The sequence below is a fragment of the Pseudomonas sp. MIACH genome (assembly GCF_001269925.1).
Classification (GTDB): domain Bacteria; phylum Pseudomonadota; class Gammaproteobacteria; order Pseudomonadales; family Pseudomonadaceae; genus Aquipseudomonas.
Window position 1 is genome coordinate 65,471 of record NZ_LHVO01000002.1, and the last position, 22,058, is coordinate 87,528.

Consider the following 22,058-nt stretch of genomic DNA (forward strand, 5'->3'; position numbering starts at 1 on the left):
GCTCCTTATGCCTGAACCAGTGGGCCGGGGTTTTTCAGGTACTGCTCGCGGATCGCCCGGGCCGACCAGTAGGTCAATGCCGCCACCAGGCCGGTAGGGTTGTAGCCCAGGCCCTGTGGGAAAGCGGATGCGCCGGGGACAAACACGTTGTGTACATCCCAGCACTGCAAGTAGCGGTTCAACGCACTGGTTTTCGGGTCGGTCCCCATGATCGCGCCACCGTTGAGGTGGGTGGTCTGGTACGACGCGGTGTTGAAGTGCTCACCGACTTTTTTGCCGAGCACCGCAATCGCCTTGGGGTTCATCGCTTCGGCGACCTTGCCCATTTTCTCGACCATGAAGCGGTTCATCTTGATGTCGTTTTCCTGCCAGTCGAACGTCATACGCAGCAACGGCAGGCCGTAGGCATCGCGGTAGACCGGGTCCAGATCCAGGTAGTTACCCCGGTAGGATTGATGGGCACCGTGAGCATCCATCGACACCTGGTGGGTGTAGTAATCGGCGGTGGCGCGCTTCCAGGCACTGCCCCAGGCCGGTGTGCCGGGCGGGTTGGACGTACCGGCAATCGGCCGGCTGCCCGCCTGGTTGACCCACATCGGCGAGCCCCCCACAAACCCATGCGGGCCGTGGTCGAAGTTGTCGGCGTTGAAGTCATCGATCGCCACACCATTGCCGCCAGCACCGATAAAGTTGTTGGTGTGGGTGTCCTTGTCGAAGAACGCCTTGATGGTGGCCATGTTCTGATAAGCGAAGTTCCTGCCCACCACACCCTCATTGGTAATCGGGTCGTACGGCTTACCGATGCCCGACAGCAACATCAGCCGCACGTTGTGGAATTGGAACGCGCCGAGGATCACCAGGTCTGCCGGTTGTTCGCACTCTCGGCCTTGGGCGTCGATGTAGGTCACGCCAGTGGCCTTGCTCTTGGTGCTGTCCAGATTGACCTTGAGCACGTGGGAATTAGGCCGCAGCTCAAAATTCGGCACCTGGCGCAGCGCCGGCAGGATGTTCACGTTCGGCGAGGCCTTGGAGTACATGTAGCACACGTAACCGCTGCAAAAACCGCAGAAGTTGCACGGGCCCATCTGCGCGCCGTAGGGGTTGGTGTAAGGCCCCGAGGTATTGGCTGACGGCAGGTTGTAGGGCTTATACCCGACGCTGGCGGCCGCTTTCTGAAACAGCTGTGCGGAGACTGTGTTCTTTTGCGCTTCCAACGGAAACGGGTTGGAACGGTCCGGCGCATAAGGGTTACCGCCACGCCCTTCGCCCACCACCTGGCCTTTCACGGTCCAGGCCTGGCCAGAGGTGCCGAAGACTTTTTCTGCATAGTCGAAAAACGGCTCCAGCTCTTCGTAGCTCACGCCGAAGTCCTGGATGGTCATGTCCTTGGGAATGAAATGCTTGCCGTAGCGCTCTTCGTAATGGCTGCGCATGCGCAACTCAATAGGGTCGACACGAAAATGCACGCCCGACCAGTGCAGGCCCGCACCGCCCACGCCGTTACCCGGCAAAAACGCGCCGAGCTGACGGTTAGGCAAGGCAACGTCATTCACACTATGGCGAATCGTCACCGTCTCCTTGGAGATGTCCTGGAAGAGTTTTTTACGCACGCTGTAGGTCAGTTCGTCGATGACCTGGGGATAGTTGCCGTCCGGGTAAGTGTCCTGCATCGGACCGCGCTCCAGCGCCAGCACGCTGAGGCCAGCTTCCGTCAGCTCCTTGGCCATGATCGCGCCGGTCCAGCCGAAGCCGACAATCACCGCATCCACTTTCTTCATGATGGTCGCCACGTTTATGCCCTCTCGCCGCGGATGGAAACTGCCGGGAAGGGGTATTGCTCGTTGCGTTCCACCCAATCCATAAAGTCGGCGCGGGCGCCGGGGAAGCCGATCATGGTCCAGCCGACCATGCCTTTGTTGCCACCATGGATCGGGTCGCAGAAGAACCCTTCCTTGGTGTTTTGCAGCAGCAGGTTGAAGAACATCTTCGGTGGCACTGCGTCAAAATGTGCCGTGACTTCACTGCCACCCGCCTCCAGGCGCCGCAACATATCGTCTCGGGTAGCGCTGTCTTGCGCAGCAAAAGCTTTGCCGTTGAACGCCTTCGACCAGGCATCCGTCGCGGCAATACCCAGGCGATAGATGTCCTTGGGCACCAATTTGCTCTGCCAGCCCATCTCCGGTGGAGCATCGGCATTAAACGGACCTTGCATGAACCACAGGGCGCCGCTGGCATACGGCGTGTTCATCTGACGGTCGATGTACTCCGGCGCGCCGGCTTCCAGGGCACCGGGGCCTTGGGCATCGGCCGGGATCAGACGCTCGACGGCAGCGTTGATAAACGCCCATTCCTCGGCAGTGAAATAGCTTGGCTCGTAGGCCTTTTCGCTGGCTACAGGCTTAGCCGGCGCGGCCTCGACCGGCGCAGGCGTCGCCATCAGCATCGAACCGCCAAGGCCGGTGCTGGCAACCGTGACCACCGGGATCAAGGTCAAGGATTTGCGCAGAAAGTCACGCCGGGGGTTGTCTTGATCTTGATCAGACATGGTGGCACCTCATCATGTGGTCACGGGGTTGTCAGCCGCTTCTAGGGAGTGGCTTGGCTTTGTCGAGCGGCGAATTGGATCCAGGTGATCCAAGGGGATAGAGCGCAGCAGCAAACAATAGTTACAAATGATAGCAGCCTAAGCATCGAGAGAATCGTTTCAGCGACTAAAGATTAAGGATTCACGATTCTTTGACGGGCACCTCACACCTCCTTGACCCTCTGTAACTGACTCTGGGCGCTATCAACCCATTTCCCCTATGGATGCGTCGCCCATGTTCAAGCATCACTGGTTGCCGGCCCTCGGCCTGGCGCTTATGGCACTGTTCAATACGGCGTTTGCGCAGGCCGATGAAGCTGTGTCCATTCGCTCCCCCGAATGGGCCCAACCCGTAGGCGACCGCTACAACCTGCATCAAATGACGCCCACGCTCTATCGCAGCGCACTACCGGACAGCCGTGCAGCGCCGTTGCTGGAACAGCTCAAGATCGGCACCGTGATCAACTTCCTGCCCGAGCCCGATAGCGACTGGCTGAAGGCTCCCGGCATTCGTCAGGTTCAGTTGAGTTATCGCACCAATCATGTGGATGATGCCGACGTACTGGCGGCACTGAGGGCGATCAAGGAAGCGGAGGCCAATGGCCCGGTGCTGATGCATTGCAAGCACGGCTCTGACCGCACCGGCCTGATGGCGGCGATGTACCGTGTGGTGATTCAGGGCTGGAGCAAGGAGGAGGCGCTGAACGAGATGACCTTGGGCGGTTTCGGCACCAGTAACGGCTTCAAGGATGGCGTTCGCTACATGATGAAGGCCGATATCGACAAGTTGCGCACAGCCTTGGCGAATGGCGATTGCAGCACCAGCGCGTTTGCCCTGTGTTCCATGAACGGCTGGCTCGATACATCAAGCCAGAAGGAGAAACCATTGTAGGAGCGAGCGTGCTCGCGAAGAACGTTAACGATGACGCAGGCCTTCTGGAGGAACGCGGCGCTCTCTGATTCTTCGCGAGCAAGCTCGCTCCTACAGGGGGGTTGTGCGGTTTCTTCAGTCTTTCTTCAGCTTCGGGTTAGGAAAAAACTGCACCGCCTGCACCTTCGGGTCCGGCGCTTTCAACGCCGATGTATTGACCCGCGTGCCCAATTCCTTGGGCACCGACAGACCTTGATCATTCAGCGTATCGGTATACCCGCAGGCCACGCATTCGCGATGCGGCACGCTGTCCTCGGTCCACATCTTCAACTTGTCCGGCTCGCTGCACGCCGGGCAGACCGCCCCGGCGATAAATTGCTTTTTGGTAATCACAGGCCCTTCACTCATGCTGCTGCGTCCTCACTCAGGCCGCTGTGGCGCAAGAGTGCGTCAATCGACGGGGCACGTCCGCGGAAGTCGACGAACAGCACCATCGGCGCCTGGGAACCGCCGCGCGCCAGGATCGCCTCGCGGAAGGCACGGCCGGTCTCGGCATTGAGCACGCCGTCTTCTTCGAATTTGGAGAAGGCATCCGCCGACAGCACTTCGGCCCATTTGTAGCTGTAGTAGCCCGCGGCATAACCGCCGGCAAAGATGTGCGCAAAGCTGTTGGGAAAACGGTTGTAGGCCGGAGGACGCATCACCGACACCTCATCGCGCACGCCTTCGAGCACCTGGGCCACGCTACGGCCATCGCCATGGGTGGCATGCAATTCGAAATCGAACAGCGAGAATTCCAACTGGCGCACCATCATCAAGCCGGACTGGAAGTTCTTCGCCGCGAGCATTTTTTCCAGCAGGTCCTGGGGCAGTGGCTCGCCGCTTTCATAGTGGCCGGAGATCAGCGCCAGGCCTTCCGGCTCCCAGCACCAGTTCTCCATGAACTGGCTCGGCAATTCCACCGCATCCCACGCCACGCCGTTGATACCGGACACACCGGCATGCTCGACGCGGGTCAGCAGGTGATGCAGGCCGTGGCCGAATTCGTGGAACAGGGTGGTCACTTCATCGTGGGTCAGCAGGGCGGGCTTGCCGCTGTCGGCCGGAGTGAAGTTGCACACCAGGTTCGCCACCGGGCTTTGCAGCACGCCGTCGATGGTGCGGCGGCGGTCGCGCGCGCCGTCCATCCAGGCACCGCCACGCTTGTTGGCGCGGGCATACAGGTCGAAGAAGAAGCGGCCGACGTGCTGGCCGTTTTCCTTGATTTCAAACAGGCGAACATCCGGGTGCCAGGTGTCGAAGCCTTTTTGCTCGGCGATCTCGATACCGTACAAACGCTGCACAATGGCGAACAGGCCGCCCAGCACCTTATCGATCGGGAAGTAGGCGCGCAGGGCTTCCTGGGACACGCTGTAGCGTTGCTCTCGCAACTTTTCGCCGTAGAAACCGCTGTCCCAGCTTTGCAGGTCGGCGCAGCCTTGTTCGGCGGCGTAGGCCTTGAGCTGTTGCAGGTCCCGGGCAGCGAACGGCTTGCTGCGCTTGGCCAGGTCACGCAGGAAGCTCAGCACCTGGTCGCTGGACTCGGCCATCTTGGTGGCCAGGCTCAGCTCGGAGAACGAGGCGTAACCTAAAAGTTTGGCCAGCTCCTGACGCAGGTCGAGGATCTGTTCCATCACCGGGCCGTTATCGTTCTGACCGGCATTCGGGCCCTGGTCTGACGCACGGGTGCAGTAGGCCGCGTAGATTTCTTCACGCAGGGCGCGGTCCTGGGCGTAGGTCATGACCGCGTAGTAGCTCGGAAACTCCAGGGTGATCAGCCAACCGTCGAGGCCTTTGGCCTGCGCGGCAGCGGCCATCTGCGCCTTGGCCGAATCGGTCAGACCGGCGAGGGTGGTTTCGTCGGTGACGTGCTTGGTCCACGCCTGGGTGGCGTCCAGCAGTTGGTTGGAGAATTTGCTGCCCAGCTCGGACAGCTTGCTCTGCACTTCGGCGTAACGTTTTTGCTGCTCAGGCGGCAAGTCGATACCCGAGAGGCGGAAGTCGCGCAGGGAGTGTTCAAGGATGGTTTTTTGCGCCACGTCGAAACCGGCGGCTTCCGGGCTGTTGGCCAGGGCCTCGAAGGCTTGGAACAGCGCGCGGTTCTGGCCCATCTCGGTGGAGTAGGCGCTCAACGCCGGCAGGCACGCCTCGTAGGCTTCGCGCAGCTCGGCGCTGTTGCACACGGCATTGAGATGGCTGACCGGGCTCCAGGCGGCGCCCAGGCGATCATTCAATTCGTCCATGGCCAGCACCAGACCGGCCCATGTCGGGTTTTTACCCTGGCTTTGCAGGATGCCTTCGATGGCAACACGGTTGTCGGCGAGGATCTGTTCGATGGCCGGCTGCACGTGTTCGGCACGGATCGCCGAGAACGGCGGCAGGTCGTAGGACTGCAGAAGAGGGTTGTTCGCGCTCACGGTTGGCACCTTGGCTGAAGAAACATGTAAGAACAAAGATGGGGCCATCTTAATTACAATCAACGTCCACCGCAGCTATCAGCACATAAGAGAGAGGCTATCGTGACCCTTCGCACCTATCAGAACCACACGCCAACCCTGGGCGCCGGGGCTTTTGTCGATATTTCGGCGGTGGTGATCGGCGATGTCGAAATCGGCACCGACAGCTCGGTCTGGCCGCTGACCGTGATTCGCGGCGACATGCACCGCATCCGTATCGGCGCGCGCACCAGCGTGCAGGACGGCTGTGTGCTGCACATCACCCACGCCGGCCCCTTCAATCCGGACGGTTTTCCGCTGTTGATCGGCGATGATGTGACCATCGCCCACAAAGTCATGCTGCACGGCTGCACGGTGGGCAACCGGATTTTGATCGGCATGGGCAGCATCGTGATGGACGGCGCCGTGGTGGCAGACGACGTGATCATCGGCGCCGGCAGCCTGGTGCCACCGGGCAAGAAACTCGACAGCGGCTTTTTGTATGTCGGCAGCCCGGTTAAACAAATCCGCCCGCTGACTGACAAGGAACGCGCCTTTTTCACCTACAGCGCGGCGAACTACGTGAAGCTCAAAGACCTGCACCTGGCTGAAGGATTCGACCAATGACCCTCCATTACCAAACCGTGCTGTTCGACCTGGATGGCACCCTCACCGACCCACGCGAGGGCATCACCCGCTCGATCCAGTACGCCCTTGGCAAACTGGGCATTGACGAGCCCGACCTGAGCAAACTCGAACACTTCATCGGTCCGCCGTTGCTGCAAGCCTTCATGCAGTTCTACGACTTCGATGAGACCAAGGCCTGGGAGGCGGTGAATTTCTATCGCGAGCGCTTCAAGGTCACCGGGCTGTATGAAAACCGCGTGTTCGACGGCGTGATGCCGCTGCTCGAAGACCTGAGCAAACAGGGTCGCCAGCTGTATGTCGCCACCTCCAAGCCGTGGGTATTTGCCCGCGAGATCGCGCGGCATTTCGATTTTGCCAGGTACTTCAAGGTGATCTACGGCAGCGAACTGGACGGGACACGCACCAACAAGGTCGAGTTGATTGCACATTTGATCAGCGAAGAAGGCCTGGACCCGGCCACCACCTTGATGATTGGTGATCGTAAGCACGACCTGATCGGAGCGCGCAGCAATGGGTTGGATTCGGCGGCTGTCGGTTATGGGTTTGGCAGTTTCGAAGAGTTGAATGCTGAGGCGCCGACCTGGCACTTTGAGACATTGGCTGAAATGCATCAGGCGTTTTTGCAGCGGCCCTGAGACCGCCATCGGGGGCTTGCCCCCGATGAGGCCCTACAGATCAACCCCTTCCAACCGCCTCAACGCAGCCTTGCGCTGCACCACCGGCAACTCGCCCATCTTCTCCACCGCCGCGTAGAACTTCAGCCAATCTCCACCTTCCTGCGCAAACAACGCCGCAAACGCCGGCACCCACTGGTCATACAGCCCGAACGGCAACAACCGCGCATTGTTCATCGGCAGGTTCATCCAGGCGTCGTAACGCTTGTCCCCGCCCCATTGGCTATCGCGCAGTTGCCGGTACTCACGGCGCAAATCCTCGAATTCGGCCGCCTTGGCCTGGCGCATTGCCTCGGCAGGCAGCGGTTGCGCGTAGAGTTTTTCCAGGCGTTTACGCGTGTCGAGGATCAGTTGGGTAAATTGGTCCCGCTGCTGCCGCGTCGAGTTACCCAGCGGCGCCAGGCCCTGGGCCGCGCGCCACTGGCGGGTGCCTTCCTGCTCGACGAAGCTGGCAAATGACTCGTTGAACTCGGTGTCGTCCTTCACGTAGAAACGCTGGTGCGCCAGCTCATGGAAGATCAGCGTGGCCAGGCGTTCGTCGCCCCAATTCATCATTGAGTTCATGATCGGGTCGTTGAACCATCCCAGGGTGGAATAGGCCTCGACACCCCCCATCGACACGTCCATGCCTTGCTGGCGCAACAACGCCGCCTCACCCCGTGCCGCGCCCTGGCTGTAATAGCCGCGATAGGCCACGCATCCGGCAATGGGGAAGCAATGGGTTTGAGGCGCCAGGGAAAATTCCTGCGTAGCGAAGACATTCCAGACCACATAAGGTCGGCCAATATCGGCATACAGCCGGTAACTTTGGTTGTCCGGCAGATGCAGGTGCTCGCTGGCGAAGGTTCGAGCTTTCTGTGATTGAGCCAGATGATCACGCAGCAACTGCGGCCGCGATGGATCGGCGATGACCTCGGCAACCGGCTCCCGAGCCCGCAACAGCTGCCACTGGCCGCCCGCCAATTGGCTGTAGTAACTGACACTGGAACAGCCACTGAGCAGTACAACTATCAACCCTGGAAGAAAACGCCTGACCATGCCTCGACCGCTCCTGGGTGATTTGTTCGCCAGACTATCGCGCCTGAAGGGGATTTTTCCACGGCGCGGCGTGTTTATACTCAAACCTCTCCTCACGTTGAGTACCTGCCATGCGCCAGTTGTTGCTTGCCGTCGTCGCTGTGTTCCTCAGCGCCTGCGCGTCGACCCCGCTTCCCCCGGTGGACCCTCACCAAGCCTGGATCGATTTCGCCACCCCGACACCGGGCGCCAAGCTGGTGATGGCGCAGCGCCTGGACGGCAAGAGCCTGCCGGACGGGCGCTACTTCCAGGTGCCACCGGGCAGTCATGAGCTGATGGTGCGTTTTGATTTCGAGGTGCCGACCGGCGGCAGCCTCAATGGCTTTGGGCAAACGGCCGACCGCACCTGTTTTATCACCCTGCAGTACGACCATTTCGAGGCCGGCCAACGCTATCGCCTGGAAGGGCGCTCATTGGCCTTCACGCCGAATATCCGGCTGTATAACGCCGCTCGCCAATTGCTGGCTGAAGAACGCAGCGTCAACTGCCTGTGATCAGTCGTTATTTTTCTGGTAGATGATGCGCTTGGTGCCGTTTTCGCACGTACCGACAATCATCGCGCTGTCATGATTCTTGGCTTCTTCGGCGGTGATGATTTCCAGGGTGTAGGACGGAATCGCCTTGGCCTGGATCTTCACTTCGATCTCTTTCCTGAGCTCTTCACAATCTTTTGGAGCGGCCACGACCGATGTGGCCAATACACCGCAGATGATCGCCAAGGCAAAACGTTTCATGTGTGAAGCTCCCTGAATGCATGCGCACGGGTGTGCGCCTAAGGCTGCATAGGCTATAGGACCACATTGAGGAAACACGAGTTCTGATTTAACTCAGAACAAAATGTGGGAGGGGGCTTGCTCCCGATAGCAGCGCATCAGGCAACATCTCGGTTACTGATAGACCGCTATCGGGAGCAAGCCCCCTCCTACAGTGGACCTGCAGTGTCAGCTGACCAGCGTGGCATCCAGGCTGATCTTGGCATTCAACACCTTGGACACCGGGCACCCTTCCTTGGCCTTCTTGCTCAGCTCATCGAACTGCGCCTGGCTCGCGCCTGGGATCTTGGCCTTGAGCACCAAGTGCACGGCGGTGATCGCGAAGCCACCATCGACCTGGTCCAGGGTCACTTCGGCCTCGGTGTCGATGCTGTCAGCCTTGAGCCCGGCATCGCCGAGAATCATGGAAAACGCCATGGAGAAACAGCCGGCATGGGCCGCGCCGATCAGTTCTTCCGGGTTGGTGCCCTTGCCGCCCTCGAAGCGGGCCTTGAAGCCATAAGGCGCTTCGCGCAGCACGCCGGTTTCGGTGGAAATGGAACCCAGGCCAGTCTTCAGATCACCTTCCCAATGCGCGGATGCTTTTTTAACGATACTCATAGCTTTCTCCTCGAACGATGGTTTTGCGTCAGTCAGGGTTCTGAGGATAGACCCCCCGGCAAAGTTCATCTTGTCGGAGAAACCTAGCGATTAAGTAGGAAATTTAACCTTCCCTATTGAATCTCGGGTATATGCCCTCATTGCATAGGACATGCACATTGAAGCGGCAGGTTTTGGTTCGTCTAGGAAGCCTGCGCCCCCATTGGAGAAGCAGGCTTATGAAATCGCTGTCCGACGTAAAATTCTCGACCCTCGACCTCGTGCCGGTGCGCGCCAACGGCAGCCCGGCGCAGTCACTGCGCAATTCCCTGGATTTGGCCCAGCATGTGGAAAAGTTCGGCTACAACCGTTTCTGGGTAGCGGAACACCACAATATGGATGGCATCGCCAGCTCCGCCACCTCGGTCTTGCTGGGTTACCTGGCCGGCGGCACCTCAACGATACGCGTCGGCTCCGGCGGCGTGATGCTGCCCAACCATGCACCGCTGGTGATCGCCGAGCAGTTCGGCACCCTGGAAAGCCTCTACCCCGGCCGTATCGACCTGGGCCTGGGCCGCGCGCCCGGCTCCGACCAGATGACCGCCCGCGCCCTGCGCCGTGAACGCTCCGGCAGCGCCGACGACTTCCCCGAAGACGTGGCCGAACTGATGGCCTACCTCGGCCCACGCACCCCGGACCAACGGGTGATTGCAGTACCCGGCACCGGCACCAACGTGCCGGTGTGGCTGCTGGGTTCCAGCCTGTTCAGTGCACAATTGGCCGGTGAACGCGGTTTGCCCTACGCGTTCGCCTCCCACTTCGCACCGCGCCTGATGCACGAAGCGATTCGCGTGTACCGCAACCACTTCAAGCCTTCGGCCGTGCTGGACAAGCCTTACGTGATGCTCGGCATTCCATTGGTTGCCGCAGATACCGATGAGCACGCCGACTACCTGGCCACCTCGGTGTACCAGCGCATCCTCGCGCTGATGCGCGGGCAAAGCCTGGTGCAGCGCCCACCGGTGAAGACCATGGACGGCCTGTGGCTGCCCCATGAGAAAGAGGCGGTCGGCAGTTTCCTCGGCCTGGCGATGGTAGGCAGCCCGGCGAAGATCCGCGCCAAGCTGGAAGTGCTGATCGAGCAAACCGGTGCCGACGAGCTGATCTTCACCTGCGACCTGTACGAACACGCCGACCGGATTCATTCCTACGAACTGCTGGCGCAGTTGATGAAGGGCTAAACCCCCAGGCGAAAAAAAACCGACGCACCCGCGTCGGTTTTTTATGTCTGCCACACGGGATCAACCGCGCTTGTAGACGATTTCCTTGGTGCCGCCTTCGCAGGTGCCGACCACTTTAGCGTCGGTCGAAGCGCCTTTATCCACCACTTCCAGCGAATAACCCGAAGCGCCCTTGGCGTCGATTTTCGCTGCAATTTCACTTTTCAGCTCTTCACAAGGCTTGCCCGCCGCCAGGGCCGTGCCCGCAATGCTCAACAAACCTACCGCTAACAGGAACTTCTTCATCCGTTACTTTCCTTGCGCTGATCGAAAAAAGCGTGCCGACGCTGATGGCGTCGGCACCCATTGGTTGTAGCGCAGGTTATGGCAATCGGCCAGTCGGCAAGTTCAACCGGTGCGATCAACTACTGGCAATTCGGAACCCCACCTTGAGCGTGACCTGGTAGTGGGCAACCTTGCCGTCCTTGATATGACCACGGGTTTCCGTCACCTCGAACCATTCCAGATGCTTGATGCTCTTGTTGGCTTCCGCCAGGGCATTGTTGATCGCGTCTTCGATGGAAGTGGTCGACGAGCCAACCAGTTCGACTTTCTTGTACGTGTGATGATCAGTCATAGCGTTTCTCCTGAGGTCTCTAGTGAGCGTAGCAGTCAATGTTCGTAATGCTTCTGGCGACCGTTCCTACCTGAAAGTTCAGATTTACTGCACTTTCTGAAACGGCCGCAGTCGGTATCTACACACGCCACTCAATCACTTCAGGAGAGTCCAAATGGCCAACACTTCTTTACGCAAAGCGTCGCTGGAAAGCATGGAAGCCGAGATTTCGAGCCTGCTCAAGTCCCTTGAGAGCCTCAAGGACGATGCGTCCGATGAGTCGCGCAAAACGCTGAAGGCCCTGAAAAGCAATGCCGAGAATGCCCTCAAGCACTCCCGTCACCTGATCAGCGATGCCTACGAAGAAAGCAAAGTCAAAATCCGCGAAACCGGTGTCGCCACCCGTGACTACGCCCAAGAGCACCCATGGACTACCGCCGGCGTTGCCGTTGGCGCACTGGGCCTGCTGGCGGCTTATCTGCTGTGCAAACGCGGTGACTGATTGACCGGCTATACCGGCTGGCGCAACAGCTCAGCCTTGAGCCATTGCGCCAACTGACCCGCGCGCCCGTCTGCGGCGCGCTTGGGTAGCCACAACGCCAGGTGCGCCGGGGTTTCACTGAAACCCCACGGCGCCACCAGGCGACCCGCGCGCAGGTCCTCTGCTACCAGCGGTTCTGGCGCGATCGCCACGCCCAAACCCGCCACTGCCGCCTCCAGCAAATAATACAAATGCTCAAAACCCTGGCCGTGTTTCAGCGCGCCGGGTTCGATGCCGTGCTGTTGCGCCCAACTGGGCCAGGCTTGCGGACGTGAAGTGGTGTGCAATAAAGCTTCGCCACACAAGGCGTGCGGCGGCGCCTGGCGCAGGCGCTCGTAACCGGCAAAACGCGGGCTCATCACCGGGCCAATACGCTCGCTCGCCAGCTCATACACCTGCATATCCGCCGGCCACGGCGGTTCGGCGAAGACCAGCAAGGCGTCGAGGCCGGGGCGTCGGGGGTCGAGGTCGCCGTCACCCGCCGACAGGTGCAGGCGCAGGTCCGGCAGGTCGGCATTCAAACGGCCCAGGCGCGGGATCAACCAGCGCGCCAGCAAACTGCCTGAGCAGCCAAGCACGAACGGCGCGTCGGCGCTGGCGTGGGTGAGTTCGGCGCACACGTCCCGCAAGCGCTCGAACGCCTCGGCGCTGGCATCTCGCAACCGCACACCTGCATCTGTGAGTTTAAGGCCGCGCCCATCCTTGATGAACAAGCTGACACCCAGATGTTCTTCCAGCACCTTCAACTGACGGCTGACCGCGCCATGGGTCACGTGCAATTGCTCGGCAGCCTGGCTGACACTGTTGAGCCGAGCGGTGGCTTCAAACGCGCGCAAGGCATTGAGGGGCGGTAGGTCTCGGCTCATCTGTGAGTTTTCCTGACAGGTTGCAGCGATCTTATCGGTTTTCAGCATTGGATGTGAGGGGTAGAGTGGCCGTCATTGCTTCTTACACAAATTCCTAACTGGAGCGTCCCATGACTCAGTCCCAGACCGATCTGCGCAACGGCCCTGACGCCAACGGCCTGTTTGGCGCGTTCGGCGGCCGCTACGTCGCCGAAACCCTGATGCCGTTGATCCTCGACCTGGCCCGCGAATACGAAGCGGCCAAGATCGATCCGGCGTTCAACGAAGAATTGGCCTACTTCCAGCGCGACTACGTCGGCCGCCCAAGCCCGCTGTACTTCGCTGAGCGCCTGACCGAGTTCTGCGGCGGCGCCAAGATCTACCTCAAGCGCGAAGAGCTGAACCACACCGGCGCGCACAAGATCAACAACTGCATCGGCCAGATCCTGCTGGCGCGGCGCATGGGCAAGAAACGCATCATCGCCGAAACCGGCGCCGGCATGCACGGCGTGGCAACCGCCACCGTGGCCGCGCGTTTCGGCCTGCAATGCGTGATCTACATGGGCACCACCGACATCGAGCGCCAGCAGGCCAACGTGTTCCGCATGAAGTTGCTGGGTGCTGAAGTGATCCCTGTGGTCGCCGGCACCGGCACCCTCAAGGACGCGATGAACGAAGCCCTGCGCGACTGGGTCACCAACGTCGACGACACCTTCTACCTGATCGGCACCGTGGCCGGCCCGCACCCGTACCCGGCGATGGTGCGCGACTTCCAAGCCGTGATCGGCAAGGAAACCCGTACCCAGCTGCAAGCCCAGGAAGGCCGCCTGCCGGACAGCCTGGTGGCGTGCATCGGCGGCGGTTCCAACGCCATGGGCCTGTTCCACCCGTTCCTGGACGACACCAGCGTCGAGATCATCGGCGTTGAAGCCGCCGGCCACGGCATCGAGACCGGCAAGCACGCCGCCAGCCTCAATGGCGGCGTACCGGGTGTATTGCACGGCAACCGTACCTTCCTGCTGCAGGACGACGACGGCCAGATCATCGACGCCCACTCGATTTCCGCCGGCCTCGACTACCCCGGGATAGGCCCGGAACACGCCTGGTTGCACGATATCGGCCGCGTCCAGTACACCTCGGTGACTGACCACGAAGCCCTGGATGCCTTCCACAAATGCTGCCGCCTGGAAGGCATCATTCCTGCCCTGGAAAGCGCCCACGCCCTGGCCGAAGTGTTCAAGCGCGCACCGACCCTGCCGAAGGATCACCTGATGGTGGTCAACCTGTCCGGCCGTGGCGACAAAGACATGCAGACCGTGATGCACCATATGGAACAGTCTCAGCAGGAGAAACACTAAATGAGCCGCCTGCAAACCCGCTTTGCGCAACTCAAGGAACAAAACCGCGCCGCCCTGGTGACCTTCGTCACCGCCGGCGACCCCGGTTATGACGCCTCCCTGGCGATCCTCAAAGGCTTGCCGGCCGCCGGTGCCGATGTGATCGAACTGGGCATGCCCTTCACCGACCCGATGGCAGACGGCCCGGCCATCCAGCTGGCCAACATCCGCGCGCTGGACGCCAAGCAGAACCTGCTGAAAACCCTGCAGATGGTGCGTGAGTTCCGCAAGGACAACAACGATACCCCGCTGGTGTTGATGGGCTACTTCAACCCGATCCACAAATACGGTGTGCCTAAGTTCATCGCTGACGCCAAAGAGGCCGGCGTCGACGGCCTGATCGTGGTCGACATGCCACCCGAGCATAACGGCGAGCTGTGCGACCCGGCCCAGGCGGCGGGTATCGACTTTATCCGCCTGACCACGCCGACCACCGATGACGTGCGCCTGCCGACCGTGCTCAATGGCAGTTCCGGGTTTGTGTACTACGTATCCGTGGCCGGTGTGACCGGTGCCGGTGCCGCGACCCTGGAACACGTCGAAGAAGCCGTGACCCGCCTGCGCCGCCATACCGACCTGCCGATCAGCATCGGTTTTGGTATCCGCACGCCGGAACAGGCCGCCGCTATTGCGCGCCTGGCAGACGGTGTCGTGGTGGGTTCGGCGCTGATTGATCACATCGCCAACGCTGACAACGACCAGCAGGCGATCGATGGCGTCTTGAGCCATTGCGCAGCGCTATCGGCAGGTGTGCGTAACGCCCGTGTAGGCTAAGCCTTCAGAGGGGGGCAGCTGGAATACTGCCCCCTCTCGCGAAGACTGATGGACTTCACTCTTTAACGTCTTCTCTTACCCCGACGTCAGAAGTTGGCTTCAACAGCATTTACACCCTTCACTGATAATCCTTCGGCGACTTTGGTTAGCAAAACGCCAGAAAGGAACTGTGATCATGACCATCAATGCTGTTTATCACTTGCCCCCTGCGACCCCACCGCCGGCAGAGCATGAAAAATCTCTTGCCCCACCGATCTCGGGCTCGGGGGAGTTGAAAGGCCTCCACGACCTGTCCAGGCAACTGAGTGAATCCCCTCACGAGAATGGTTACCTGCGCTACTCCAAGGAAAGAGGCTGGAAGTTCAGCCCCAATATGAGCCTGCGCGACACACTTCATATCCGCGATGCCGGATATTCTGACGCCCCCATCAACCCAGCCGCCACCAAGCCCGTCATCCTGGCGAAACCGGGTGAAAAGATCGCGCTGACAACACTCAACAGCCGATCGCAGGCGCTGATTAAGCCGCCCCCCCGCACTGTTTTCTTCAAAGCTTCTGAGCTCAACGCCCCGATCCCCGCACTCCAATCGAGCTTGCCGGAAATTAGCCAACCGCCTGTCGCGGCACCACGGCGAAGGACAAGCGCGCCTGCCGATTTGGAGAAGCCGTCGTTCGAGGAGCTTAAAAAAACCTGGGAAGCCAAAAGCGGCCCCACAACCCAGTCATCCAACGTTCCGTTTTCTTAACAAAGCAGCGAGGCCCTATGCCCATTACCTCTTTTCATAGCCTGCAAACAGTGCAGCACAAAGTGGATTTCTATACCGAGCAGAAAAATTCGATCGAAACTCGAATCCAACACTTGCAAGACGTCCAAGCCAATATCCAAAAGAACGCGCCTCTGGCGGCTAAATTCAACACCGAAAGCGACCGTGCGGCCAAGCAGCTGACGAGCAAGGACAGGGACGAGGGCTATCTGCGCCAACGCAGCGATGGGACCCCCAGATTGACACGTCATATGGGCTTGATGGTGCGGGCAACGCGCTTGGTCGATGGCGCGTTAGGCAGCAATCTCTCCGCGAGGAGTTCGATGCTCGACGGTGGCTTTCGTAAAGCGTTGGGGGACGCGGAACGACTCGACCCTATCCTTCGCAACGTAGTGGACTCGCCCTATAATAAAATCACGGTCAGTCAGTTCGCAAATATCGGCAACCAGCCGGCGATCAACACAAACCAAGAATCGCAGCGCAAAGAACTCAACGTTACGTTGGCGAAGCTCGCCAGTTGGAAGCAACTACTCGGTGAGAAAGACGTAACGACTCCGTCAGCGGCAGGTAAAGTTCCTGATACAGAGGAATCAACGCGCGCAATCACAGCCTAAACAGCAAGACCAAGGGATTTCGAACCGCGTTCGGGATCCCTTTTTTGTTTGTGTGCCCTGAGGAATGCCCGATGAAAATGCCTAAATCCGTGATTGCAGGTCTTGGCGTGCTGGTGCTTGGCGCCAGCGCCCTGGTGCAGGCCGCGCCGCCCGACCCGCGCGGTGACGACCGGGGTGGCCCGCAAGGCCAGCACGAGCAACGTGGCGACGACCATCGCGGCCCGCAGGACAACCGTCGCGGCGGACCACCCCAGGACTTCGGTCCGGTGCGGCAGATCATCCACGACAATCACGGCCAGTTCTCCCGGGGCGCACCGCCGCCGCCGAATGTACGCCTGGTACGCGGCCGCCCCCTGCCGCCTGGCTACTACGGCGAGCGCCTGGACAACCGTGCCCTGGCGCGTCTGCCGGTCTATCCAGGTTATGAATGGCGCCGTTCGGGGCCGGATGTGGTGTTGATCGCGGTGGGTACCGGTATCGTCTATGAAATTCTGGACGGCGTGCTGAACTGATCCGGGTTTTTTCTATATAGGCTAGGCTTGAGGGGGAACACACCCCCCCTCAACACACTTCGTGCCTATTGCCGTCTAACCACCTCTGCAAGTCACGCCTTCTTGCGTTGCCGGTCGTTAAGTTAGCTGCATCAGAAGTCATTATCGTCTCCCAGGAGTCCATCATGGCATTTGATCTCATCACCCCCTCGGACCGTCGTCATTCCACGTTGCAAAAGGGTTTCAACCTGCGCTGGCCATTGGGCAACGTCCAGGGCGAGTCTTCACCCAACGGCGCCAGTCAGATCTACCTCTGCCACAACCCACAAGACATCATCGACGCAGCCGCCCAGGCCCTGGCTGTGCCCAATGGCCGTATCACGGTGCGCAGCGGCGGGCATTGCTATGAAGGATTTGTCTCTAACAAGATGCCGGACGCGCCAGGCGAGGTGTTGTCGATCCTGGACATCGGCCAGATCAACCAATTGGCCTACGACCCCAACGGCCTGATCAGCTCAGTGCTGGTACCCGCTTCGCCCCATCGCTATGCATTCCGCCTGGAGCCCGGCTGCCAGAACTGGGACACCAGCGTCGCGCTGTACAAATTGGCAGGCAAGGCGCTGCCCAGTGGATCCTGCTATTCGGTGGGACTGGGCGGACATATCTGCGGCGGCGGCTATGGTCTGCTGTCGCGTAAATACGGGCTGGTCTGCGACTGGCTGGACGGCGTCGACCTGCTGGTCGCCAATGCCTCCGGCTCGGGTCTTGCACCTGTCCATGTGTCCCGTAACAGCCTCGACACCGATGAGCTGGACCTGTTCGCCGCCTGTTGCGGCGCCGGTGGCGGGCAGTTCGGCATCATCACCAGTTACTACTTCAAGACGCTGCCGCCAGCCCCGGACGAAGTGCTTTGGCTGCCATTGGAATGGGACTGGTCAGACCTCACACGCGCCGCCCTCGAACGTTTGCTGCACGCCTATCAGAACTGGTTCGTGGACCATCAGGCCGACCCGGCAACCTGGGGCCTGGCCACCAAACTGGAAATGCGTCATCTGAACACTGGCAACGTGACCCTGGGCATCCACTATGTCGACAAGGACGGGAAGCTCGATGACCTGGCGCCTTTCGACGACTTTGTCAGCAGCATGCAGGCCGCGGTGGGTGTCGGTGCGACGGAGTCGCTCCTGCCGTTCCACGTCGTGCATCAGCCACGTGGCGGGCAAAAGGGCCGCCGGGTCGACTCCCTGCAGAGTGCCCATGAGGCCGCCAGGCGTTTGGACTGGTTGTACGCCACCCAATCGCTCAACGGTTCCGGTGACAATCAGCGCGGGCGGTATAAATCGGCGTATCAGAAAGGCGGGTTTACACAGCGCGTGCTGGACGCGATCTGGACGACGCTGACCTTGCCGGACCCCGAGCAACACCTGACCCAGAGCCTGATCCAGATCCAGTCATTTGGCGGGCGCATCAACCAGATGGACGGCCCGATCCTGGCGCAGACGTCAGCCGCGCAACGCTCCTCGTACCTCAAATGGCAACCGCAGTGTTACTGGCACGCCGACGATGACGCCATCGACCGCGCCCATGCCGACTGGATCCGCGGCCTCTATTACGCTGCATTCACCAACGGTGTTCCCAATGACCCGGAGTTCGAGGGCTGCTACATCAACTACCCCGACCTGGACATGACCCACCTCGGTGGCAATCCCGCGAACCCCAAGAACCCCCTGTGGTATGGAATTTTCTTCCCCAACACGATCATCGAGAACCGCCTGCGCCGAACCAAGCAACGCTGGGATCCGTTGAATGTGTTCCGTAACGAAATGTCGGTGCCCTGAGCCCGGCCAACGGGCGGCCCGCAGGCCGCCCACTGTTTACAGCTCGATCCGCTCGACCTTGCCCACCAGCAGCACATAGGAGAGTGCGCCCAACAGCGCCAGTACGGCGATGTAGGTGATCGCCGGGGCAAACGAATCGCCGCTGGCCAGGAAACCGATGACGATCGGCGTGGCAATCGCCGCCAGGTTGCCGATGAAGTTGAACACCCCGCCGGTCAGTCCCAGCAGACGTGCCGGGGCAAGGGTCGAGACCAGCGACCAGGTGATCGAGGCCAGGCCATTACCGAAGAACGCCAGGGCCAGGAAGGCGATGACCAACGGTGTCGATTCGACGAAGTTGGCGCCAATGATCGCCGTCGAGATCAACAGGCCGCTGATGATCGGCAACTTGCGGGCAAACCCCACCGAGGCGCCACGGCGGATCAGCCAGTCGGAAAACAACCCCGAACACAGCACGCCGACGAAAGCCGCGAGGAAGGGCAGTGACGCGAGCATGCCGGACTTGATGAAGTCCATGCCGCGGTATTTCACCAGGTAGGTCGGGAACCAGGTCAGGAAGAACCACAACGTGGAGTTCAGGCAGAACTGCCCCAGGTAGATACCCCACAACTTGCGCTTGCTCAGGACAATGCCCAGGTCGACCCAACTGAAGGGCGCCTTGCTCTTGCTCGCTTGTGCGCTCAAGTCCACCAGCCCGCCACCTTCGCGGATCAGTTCGATTTCAGCGGCGTTGACGCCTTTGAAGTCACGGGGCTCGCGATACAGGGCATACCAGATCGCCGCCCACACAATGCCCACGCCACCGGTCACGACAAATACCATGTGCCAGCCGTAATGGTGCTGCAACCAGGCCAGGACCGGCGTCAGGAACGCCAGCCCGACAAACTGCCCGGAGGTGTAGAAGCCAATGGCCGTGGCGCGCTCGCGCTCGGGGAACCAACTGGTGACCACGCGACTGTTGATGGGGTAAGCCGGTGCTTCCAGGGCACCCACCGCCATGCGCAGCACAAACAGCGCAATGAAGCTGGCGGCAAAACCGAGCATCACGGTGGCGATGGACCACAGCAACAGGGCGGCGGTGTAGAGGATACGCGGCGGTACCCGGTCCACCAGCCAGCCGCCGGGGATCTGCATGGCGGCGTACGTCCAGCCGAACGCGGAGAAAATCAGCCCGACATGTACCGGGTCGATGCCCAGCTCACTGGTCAGTGCCGGGGCGGCAATCGACAGGTTGCTGCGGTCGAGGTAGTTGATCACCACGGTGATAAACAGCAGCACCATGATGAAGTAGCGCTTTCGGGTAGGCGTGACTAAAGAAGCCTGCCCGCTCAAGGATCCAGGTTGCATGGTAGGTGCCTATTCTTATGTTTGTTGAAGATGGGACTTCTGCAGAAACCGGATCAACATGTGGGAAGAAGCAAGCCTCTCCCACATGTTTGACCGTGTTCTTTCAGGCAGACATCACCACTCGGCAAAGCTGCCATCAGCATGGCGCCAGATCGGGTTGCGCCAGCGGTGACCGATGGCTGCGCGTTCGATCACGTATTCCTCGTTGATCTCGATGCCCAGGCCTGGCCCGTTGGGGATCTTCACAAAGCCCTGGTCATAGTCGAATACGCCCGGGTCGCGCACATAGTCGAGCAGGTCATTGCTCTCGTTGTAGTGAATGCCCAGGCTTTGCTCCTGGATAAACGCGTTGTAGCAAACCGCATCCAGTTGCAGGCACGCCGCCAACGCAATCGGGCCCAGCGGGCAGTGCAGGGCCAGGGCCACGTCGTAGGCTTCGGCCATGTTGGCGATCTTGCGGGTTTCGGTGATACCGCCCGCGTGGGAAGCGTCCGGCTGGATGATGTCGACGTAGCCTTCGCTGAGCACGCGCTTGAAGTCCCAGCGCGAGAACAGGCGCTCGCCCAGGGCAATCGGGGTGCTGGTCAGCGGCGCCAGTTCCTTGAGGGCCTCGTAGTTCTCGCTGAGCACCGGCTCTTCGATAAACATCAGTTTGTACGGGTCCAGCTCTTTCATCAGCACCTTGGCCATGGGTTTGTGCACCCGGCCATGGAAGTCGACGCCGATGCCGACGTTAGGGCCCACCGCATCACGCACGGCCGCGACGTTGGCCAGGGCCAGATCGACTTTTTCGAAGCTGTCGACGAACTGCAACTCTTCGGTGCCGTTCATTTTCACCGCAGTAAAACCACGGGCCACGGCCTCTTTGGCGGCGCGAGCGGTGTCGGCAGGACGGTCGCCACCGATCCATGAGTACACGCGAATCTTGTCGCGTACCTGACCACCCAACAGGTCGCTGACGGAAACGCCCAGGGCCTTGCCCTTGATGTCCCACAACGCCTGGTCGATGCCGGCGAGGGCGCTCATGTGCACGGCGCCGCCACGGTAGAAGCCGCCGCGGTAGAGCACGGTCCAGATATCTTCGATATTGCGTGGGTCCTTGCCGATCAGGTAATCGGACAGTTCCTCGACGGCAGCGGCCACGGTGTGAGCGCGGCCTTCGACCACGGGCTCACCCCAGCCGGTCACGCCCTGGTCGGTCTCGACCTTGAGGAAGCACCAGCGCGGCGGGACGATAAAGGTCGTCAGTTTGGTGATTTTCATCTGTTATCTCTCTTATAGATGCAGCGCCAGGGGCGCGGAACTTGATCTCAGCTCAGGGCTTTCCAGGCGGCGACATAAGCCTGGGCGCGGCTCGCTACCTGATCCACTGTCATACCCGGTTTGAACAACCCGGAACCCAGCCCGAACCCCTTGGCGCCGGCGTCGATAAACACCTGCATGTTGTCCGGGGTAATGCCGCCCACCGGCAGCAGCAACGTGCCTGCCGGCAATACCGCCAGCCACGCCTTGATCACAGAAGGGCCCATTTGCTCGGCCGGGAACAGCTTCAACACGTCGGCGCCTTCGTCCAGCGCGGCGAACGCTTCGGTGGGTGTGGCCACCCCCGGCGACAGGTACAGGCCAGCGGCTTTGGCGGCGCGCAAGACCTTGGCATCGCTATGGGGCATGACGATCACTTGGCCACCGGCGGCTTTCACTTGCTCGACCTGCGCAGGCGTCAACACCGTACCGGCGCCGATCAGGCAATCGGCGGGCAGGCTGTCGCGCAGGGTGCGGATGCTGGTGTAAGGGTCCGGCGAATTGAGCGGGACTTCGATCACGCGAAACCCGGCGTCGTACAGCACCTGGCCGACCGCCTGGGCTTCGTCCGGGCGCACGCCACGCAGGATCGCGATCAAACCGTTTTGTGCGAGTGCTTGCTTGAGCATG

Annotated in this window: 25 protein-coding genes; 12 read left to right on the forward strand and 13 right to left on the reverse strand. The window is 60.7% G+C overall.

The genetic code is table 11. The annotated features are described in order from the left end of the window. Window positions 1–5 precede the first annotated feature (5 nt). Window positions 6–1,790: a GMC family oxidoreductase gene (locus AD670_RS00330; RefSeq protein WP_053127350.1), complete on the reverse strand. Its 1,785-nt coding sequence runs from the start codon at window positions 1,788–1,790 to the stop codon at window positions 6–8. 2 nt (window positions 1,791–1,792) lie between these two features. After that, complete coding sequence (locus AD670_RS00335) at window positions 1,793–2,545, reverse strand: gluconate 2-dehydrogenase subunit 3 family protein (RefSeq protein ID WP_053127352.1); 753 nt, start codon at window positions 2,543–2,545, stop codon at window positions 1,793–1,795. Between the two features lie 274 nt (window positions 2,546–2,819). Here AD670_RS00335 and AD670_RS00340 point away from each other — a divergent pair, with 274 nt between their 5' ends. Continuing rightward, window positions 2,820–3,476: a tyrosine-protein phosphatase gene (locus AD670_RS00340; RefSeq protein WP_053127354.1), complete on the forward strand. Its 657-nt coding sequence runs from the start codon at window positions 2,820–2,822 to the stop codon at window positions 3,474–3,476. A 114-nt stretch (window positions 3,477–3,590) separates the two neighbouring features. Here AD670_RS00340 and AD670_RS00345 read toward each other — a convergent pair whose 3' ends face one another. Then, a complete protein-coding gene (locus AD670_RS00345; RefSeq protein WP_027608125.1) occupies window positions 3,591–3,863 on the reverse strand; it encodes a YheV family putative zinc ribbon protein in 273 nt (90 codons plus the stop codon). Then, on the reverse strand, window positions 3,860–5,911 hold the full coding sequence (gene prlC, locus AD670_RS00350) for an oligopeptidase A (RefSeq protein WP_053127356.1): 2,052 nt from the start codon (window positions 5,909–5,911) through the stop codon (window positions 3,860–3,862). Before prlC ends, AD670_RS00345 begins: the two co-directional genes overlap by 4 nt. 102 nt (window positions 5,912–6,013) lie before the next feature. Here prlC and AD670_RS00355 point away from each other — a divergent pair, with 102 nt between their 5' ends. Then, window positions 6,014–6,556, forward strand: a complete 543-nt coding sequence (locus AD670_RS00355) for a gamma carbonic anhydrase family protein (RefSeq protein WP_053127358.1) — start codon at window positions 6,014–6,016, stop codon at window positions 6,554–6,556. Continuing rightward, entirely contained in the window at window positions 6,553–7,212 is a 660-nt protein-coding gene (locus AD670_RS00360; RefSeq protein WP_053127360.1) for an HAD family hydrolase, read from the forward strand. The genes AD670_RS00355 and AD670_RS00360 overlap by 4 nt, the downstream gene beginning before the upstream one ends. Before the next feature lie 33 nt (window positions 7,213–7,245). Here the strand turns inward: AD670_RS00360 and AD670_RS00365 are convergent, their stop codons facing one another. Continuing rightward, window positions 7,246–8,289: an aminopeptidase gene (locus AD670_RS00365; protein WP_053127362.1), complete on the reverse strand. Its 1,044-nt coding sequence runs from the start codon at window positions 8,287–8,289 to the stop codon at window positions 7,246–7,248. A 110-nt stretch (window positions 8,290–8,399) separates the two neighbouring features. On the opposite strand from AD670_RS00365, the gene AD670_RS00370 reads away from it, so the two are divergent. After that, window positions 8,400–8,822: a hypothetical protein gene (locus AD670_RS00370; protein WP_053127364.1), complete on the forward strand. Its 423-nt coding sequence runs from the start codon at window positions 8,400–8,402 to the stop codon at window positions 8,820–8,822. Here the strand turns inward: AD670_RS00370 and AD670_RS00375 are convergent, their stop codons facing one another. After that, window positions 8,823–9,062: a DUF1161 domain-containing protein gene (locus tag AD670_RS00375; protein ID WP_053127366.1), complete on the reverse strand. Its 240-nt coding sequence runs from the start codon at window positions 9,060–9,062 to the stop codon at window positions 8,823–8,825. Between the two features lie 207 nt (window positions 9,063–9,269). After that, window positions 9,270–9,701 (reverse strand): OsmC family protein, encoded by a 432-nt coding sequence (locus AD670_RS00380; RefSeq protein WP_053127368.1) that lies wholly within the window; start codon window positions 9,699–9,701, stop codon window positions 9,270–9,272. A gap of 218 nt (window positions 9,702–9,919) precedes the next feature. Between AD670_RS00380 and AD670_RS00385 the strand changes: the two genes are divergently transcribed. Next, window positions 9,920–10,921: an LLM class flavin-dependent oxidoreductase gene (locus AD670_RS00385; RefSeq protein WP_053127370.1), complete on the forward strand. Its 1,002-nt coding sequence runs from the start codon at window positions 9,920–9,922 to the stop codon at window positions 10,919–10,921. A gap of 60 nt (window positions 10,922–10,981) precedes the next feature. Here the strand turns inward: AD670_RS00385 and AD670_RS00390 are convergent, their stop codons facing one another. Both AD670_RS00390 and AD670_RS00395 read right to left on the reverse strand, forming a co-directional pair. Next, on the reverse strand, window positions 10,982–11,206 hold the full coding sequence (locus AD670_RS00390; RefSeq protein ID WP_005783407.1) for a DUF1161 domain-containing protein: 225 nt from the start codon (window positions 11,204–11,206) through the stop codon (window positions 10,982–10,984). A gap of 115 nt (window positions 11,207–11,321) precedes the next feature. Then, window positions 11,322–11,537 (reverse strand): dodecin, encoded by a 216-nt coding sequence (locus AD670_RS00395; RefSeq protein ID WP_053127372.1) that lies wholly within the window; start codon window positions 11,535–11,537, stop codon window positions 11,322–11,324. 154 nt (window positions 11,538–11,691) lie between these two features. Between AD670_RS00395 and AD670_RS00400 the strand changes: the two genes are divergently transcribed. Then, window positions 11,692–12,018 (forward strand): YqjD family protein, encoded by a 327-nt coding sequence (locus tag AD670_RS00400; protein WP_003170746.1) that lies wholly within the window; start codon window positions 11,692–11,694, stop codon window positions 12,016–12,018. 8 nt (window positions 12,019–12,026) lie between these two features. On the opposite strand, the gene AD670_RS00405 is transcribed toward AD670_RS00400, so the two are convergent. Continuing rightward, on the reverse strand, window positions 12,027–12,923 hold the full coding sequence (locus AD670_RS00405; protein WP_053128138.1) for a LysR family transcriptional regulator: 897 nt from the start codon (window positions 12,921–12,923) through the stop codon (window positions 12,027–12,029). A gap of 110 nt (window positions 12,924–13,033) precedes the next feature. On the opposite strand from AD670_RS00405, the gene trpB reads away from it, so the two are divergent. The 6 genes from trpB to AD670_RS00435 all read left to right on the forward strand — a co-directional run bounded on the left by trpB (window position 13,034) and on the right by AD670_RS00435 (window position 18,779). Continuing rightward, a complete protein-coding gene (trpB, locus tag AD670_RS00410) occupies window positions 13,034–14,260 on the forward strand; it encodes a tryptophan synthase subunit beta (RefSeq protein ID WP_053127374.1) in 1,227 nt (408 codons plus the stop codon). Next, entirely contained in the window at window positions 14,261–15,073 is an 813-nt protein-coding gene (trpA, locus tag AD670_RS00415) for a tryptophan synthase subunit alpha (protein ID WP_053127376.1), read from the forward strand. A 175-nt stretch (window positions 15,074–15,248) separates the two neighbouring features. Next, window positions 15,249–15,818: a hypothetical protein gene (locus tag AD670_RS00420; protein ID WP_053127378.1), complete on the forward strand. Its 570-nt coding sequence runs from the start codon at window positions 15,249–15,251 to the stop codon at window positions 15,816–15,818. A 17-nt stretch (window positions 15,819–15,835) separates the two neighbouring features. Then, window positions 15,836–16,450 carry a hypothetical protein gene (locus AD670_RS00425; protein ID WP_053127380.1) on the forward strand — a complete coding sequence of 205 codons (615 nt, stop codon included), beginning with the start codon at window positions 15,836–15,838 and terminating at the stop codon, window positions 16,448–16,450. 71 nt (window positions 16,451–16,521) lie between these two features. Further along, the gene (locus tag AD670_RS00430) at window positions 16,522–16,962 is read left to right on the forward strand and encodes an anti-virulence regulator CigR family protein (RefSeq protein ID WP_053127382.1); all 441 of its coding nucleotides are present in this window, start codon (window positions 16,522–16,524) and stop codon (window positions 16,960–16,962) included. Window positions 16,963–17,126: 164 nt separating this feature from the next. After that, window positions 17,127–18,779 carry a BBE domain-containing protein gene (locus AD670_RS00435; protein ID WP_053127384.1) on the forward strand — a complete coding sequence of 551 codons (1,653 nt, stop codon included), beginning with the start codon at window positions 17,127–17,129 and terminating at the stop codon, window positions 18,777–18,779. 36 nt (window positions 18,780–18,815) lie between these two features. Here the strand turns inward: AD670_RS00435 and AD670_RS00440 are convergent, their stop codons facing one another. The 3 genes from AD670_RS00440 to AD670_RS00450 all read right to left on the reverse strand — a co-directional run bounded on the left by AD670_RS00440 (window position 18,816) and on the right by AD670_RS00450 (window position 22,057). Further along, window positions 18,816–20,126: an MFS transporter gene (locus AD670_RS00440; protein WP_053127385.1), complete on the reverse strand. Its 1,311-nt coding sequence runs from the start codon at window positions 20,124–20,126 to the stop codon at window positions 18,816–18,818. Window positions 20,127–20,240: 114 nt separating this feature from the next. Beyond that, entirely contained in the window at window positions 20,241–21,389 is a 1,149-nt protein-coding gene (gene dgoD / locus AD670_RS00445) for a galactonate dehydratase (protein WP_003170741.1), read from the reverse strand. 47 nt (window positions 21,390–21,436) lie between these two features. Continuing rightward, window positions 21,437–22,057 carry a 2-dehydro-3-deoxy-6-phosphogalactonate aldolase gene (locus AD670_RS00450; RefSeq protein ID WP_053127387.1) on the reverse strand — a complete coding sequence of 207 codons (621 nt, stop codon included), beginning with the start codon at window positions 22,055–22,057 and terminating at the stop codon, window positions 21,437–21,439. Window position 22,058: the final 1 nt, after the last annotated feature.